3 protein-coding genes are annotated in these 3153 nt (G+C 55.9%); all 3 read left to right on the forward strand.

Annotated features, from left to right (window positions below):
- Positions 1–197 (forward strand): hypothetical protein (locus tag GSQ92_RS30460; RefSeq protein WP_371418597.1); only part of this gene is annotated, 197 nt, incomplete at its 5' end.
- Between the two features lie 185 nt (positions 198–382).
- The gene (locus GSQ92_RS31200) at positions 383–919 is read left to right on the forward strand and encodes a hypothetical protein (RefSeq protein WP_254066698.1); all 537 of its coding nucleotides are present in this window, start codon (positions 383–385) and stop codon (positions 917–919) included.
- A 476-nt stretch (positions 920–1395) separates the two neighbouring features.
- Positions 1396–2226 carry an HNH endonuclease signature motif containing protein gene (locus GSQ92_RS25800; protein ID WP_159014450.1) on the forward strand — a complete coding sequence of 277 codons (831 nt, stop codon included), beginning with the start codon at positions 1396–1398 and terminating at the stop codon, positions 2224–2226.
- The last annotated feature ends 927 nt before the right edge of the window (positions 2227–3153 follow it).

A 3153-nucleotide genomic window follows, 5' to 3' on the forward strand; every position in this document is an offset into this window, starting at 1 on the left:
CGGAGCATGTCATGCGTCGACTATTACTCGCAGTAACTGCCTTCAGCTTCCTCGTCGGAGCGCCGGCGGCTTTCGCCTCGCAATGCCGTGACGCGCAAGGAAAATTCATGAAGTGCCCAGCTAAATCGACGGTTCACTGCCGTGACAACTCTGGGAAGTTTGTGAAGTGCAGCGCCCCAGGCGCCAAGCCGGCCTGAGACCGGATCCAACTTGTGTAGATACATAGCATAATATCTCGCAGAATCGATCAAGACCGCAAAATCAGGTTTTGGGATCTGGAGGTCGAAAGCTCGAATTCAAAGCCCGACCTATGGAATCGGGCTTTCGACGGAGCGACAGAAGCAGGCGCTCATTGCAATTAGTTATGGAGCGAGTGGAGCAAATGGCAGATAGGCTGGATGACTTAGCGGCAAAATATAGTGTGAGCGTTGAAGCAGTCGAGGTTTTGAGAGAGGCTCTCCGTCGCGGCGGCGGTCGACAGGCGCAATTTAGCCACCGGGACCTCGGCGGCATGGGGCAATGGTCAGCGGGCGGGATGACTCAGGTCGGTGACATGTTCAACGTAGACTTGAAGGACAAGGTCAACGCGCTCTGCACGGCGCTGTCGCGCCAGGCAGAGGAGGTCAACGGACCGCCGCCAGTGGAAGAGGATTCGCCCAAGCCATGGTGGCCGGAGGGGCTGGGTCAGCCCTCGTCAACTGGATCGCAGAATGGCATGCACTACGCCTGCTTCCCGGATGCAAGGCGTGTCGCAGTAAAGCAGGCTGAAAAAGTGACATTATACGATAGCGGTGACCACAGGATCAGCGGCGTTTCCCAGTCGCAGAGCACGGCCCAGCAGTTGAGCCTCAGTAGTCAAAACGGAATAATTCGCGCGTCAGACCTTCCAATCGCTCGCGCGAAGACGCCGTCGCCGTGAAGCCCGCTCGAGACTTGCGCTGCAACAACCCTTTCTGCGCTGAGAGCTTTGCACAAGGACCTCGATGGTCATCAATTTGTCCAGGCTGGCCAATAAGCCGCCGTTGTGTAAACCGAGTGATTCAACCTGACCAACGCAATGATGTCAACACGCGATAATGTTCCTTCTCGCGGGTTGACCTGTTCGAGCCAGGCCTGCCGACTAGTCGTTATAGCGAATCAAGTTCGTTTTAACGCTAGACTTTCGACGGCGATGAGGCTTTTATGTTGCGGTGCAGCATGAAGGGAGCTTCCCGTGCCAAGGACGATCTAGACGTGCCGAACAAAGAGCGAGCTCGGGATTACCAAGCGCACGTCGCTCATCGTGGGTCTGGTGGCTGAGTGGCATTCTTTGCCAAAGGCCCGCGGCGCATTTACCGTCCTTCGCCTGTGTGGTTAGCGCATCACGACCACTGGTTAGTAGGACACGATCAACCCATGCACTGGCCCTTCGTCATACATCAGAGCTACGTGCGCCGGCTGGATATCCATCAGCCGTTCGGAGGGCAACAACAGGGCGGAATTTCGACGCCTGCTAAACTTCCTGGAATTTTTTTATTCACAGGCCACGGTGCCGGTATCGTCGGTTATAGGGATGAGTTCCAAGCGGACGGCTCCCTCCGATACACCGGTCAGGGCCGGGTCGGCGACATGCGCATGGTTGCTGGTAACGCAGCGATTCTCGATCATTCAGCACGAGGAAGAGACCTTTTGGTCCTCAGCCAAACAAAGAAGGGCAGTAGAGTTCGATTTGAAGGCTTATTCGTCTGCGCAGGCTGGGAAATCGAGCGGCAACCAGACATTAATGGCCAGGAGCGAGATGCCATCGTTTTCAATCTAGCGCCATTACGTGAGACGGAGCTCGAAGCAGACGATATGGTAGCGGAGCCCGCACCCATATCAACACTAGCTGAGCTGCGGACTAAGGCAATGGCCGCGGCAGCGCCTGCGCAAGGCATACAAGCAAATAGCGCGGCAACGCTGTTTCGTCGAAGCCGCGATGTTCGAGATTATGTTTTGGCTCGTGCCGGGGGTATCTGCGAGTCTTGCAAACTACCTGCTCCATTCACTACTGCAAGCGGGCGACCTTTTCTTGAAGCACATCATATTCGGCGTCTCAGTGACGGCGGGCCTGATGATCCACGGTACGTGGCCGGCATCTGCCCAAATTGTCACAGACAAGCGCACTATGGGAGTGACCATAAGAAGCTGAACGCCGCTCTGCTTAGTGCGGTTCATCTTTTTGAAGCGGTGGCCCAGGAGAGCTGACCCCCCCCTCAATCTGGCGCCACACGGCTAGCGCCAGCGAGGCGACCTCCGACATCAAATCGTACTGACGAAATTTGGCCAGTTAGGCCGGTCTGGGGGGCGGACCGCTAGGGTAGGTGCCGAAGGGCCTAAAACGGCCTGTACGAGGCTGAGCGTCTGCAAGGCGATAAACCCACACCTCGCTCGAAAGCTAGGATGCTCAGTTACTTTCGAGCTACCCCCCACCTTGCCCGCGAAGCGATCTGCTGACGGGCCCGCAGGGCACGTCGCGGCGAAGCCGCCAGCTCCTGCATCGTCGCCGTCATCCCCAATCTAGTTGCTAGATCATGACCTACCTCGCGCTTCATATGAAATTGCACGATCGCAATGAAACCGACGTATTAAAATTGAATTAGATTAGGTATTCGATCTTGGTGGCTCCGCTTCGCTACGCCACACCCCGAAAGGCTAAGCGCGCCTTTTGGGTGCTGAAGAGCTTTCGGCTTCTCCAGCATCAGGACCAATGAAGCATGTAATCTATTTTTTAAAGATAACGTGCGCGCATGCGCATCATAGAAAGAAGCGCGCGCACACACGAAAGGCTTTTAATCAGGCCGACAACCCCCCGCAAGTATCAGGTCTTTTCAATGGGTTGCCGCTAGTAATTTTTAGAGTTCATGAATTTATGCATTCAAGATTTCGCGCTGTCTTTCCGCCCAAGCCGGCTAGCAAAAGCGCCCCTGGTATATCTGCAAGAGCAGATATCAAACTTGAGGGTCAACTTGTGACGCAACGCCGCATTATCCGGACGTGGCAGGCCACGCTTAAGCCAACAGATGTGCAGCGGGCGGAACTGCGGCTGTGGGATGAGCGTATGCCTTCGCCGAAGGCCGCCTGGGCGGGCACCGCTTGCCGCTTTAAGTAGCACTTTAAGGCGGCGGTTGAGGT

The sequence above is a fragment of the Acidisoma sp. S159 genome, assembly GCF_009766125.1.
Lineage (GTDB): Bacteria > Pseudomonadota > Alphaproteobacteria > Acetobacterales > Acetobacteraceae > Acidisoma.

Coding starts and splice junctions, on each gene's coding strand:
- GSQ92_RS31200 (WP_254066698.1), top strand. CDS start 383: ATGGCAGATAGGCTGGATGACTTAGCGGCAAAATATAGTGTGAGCGTT.
- GSQ92_RS25800 (WP_159014450.1), top strand. CDS start 1,396: ATGCACTGGCCCTTCGTCATACATCAGAGCTACGTGCGCCGGCTGGAT.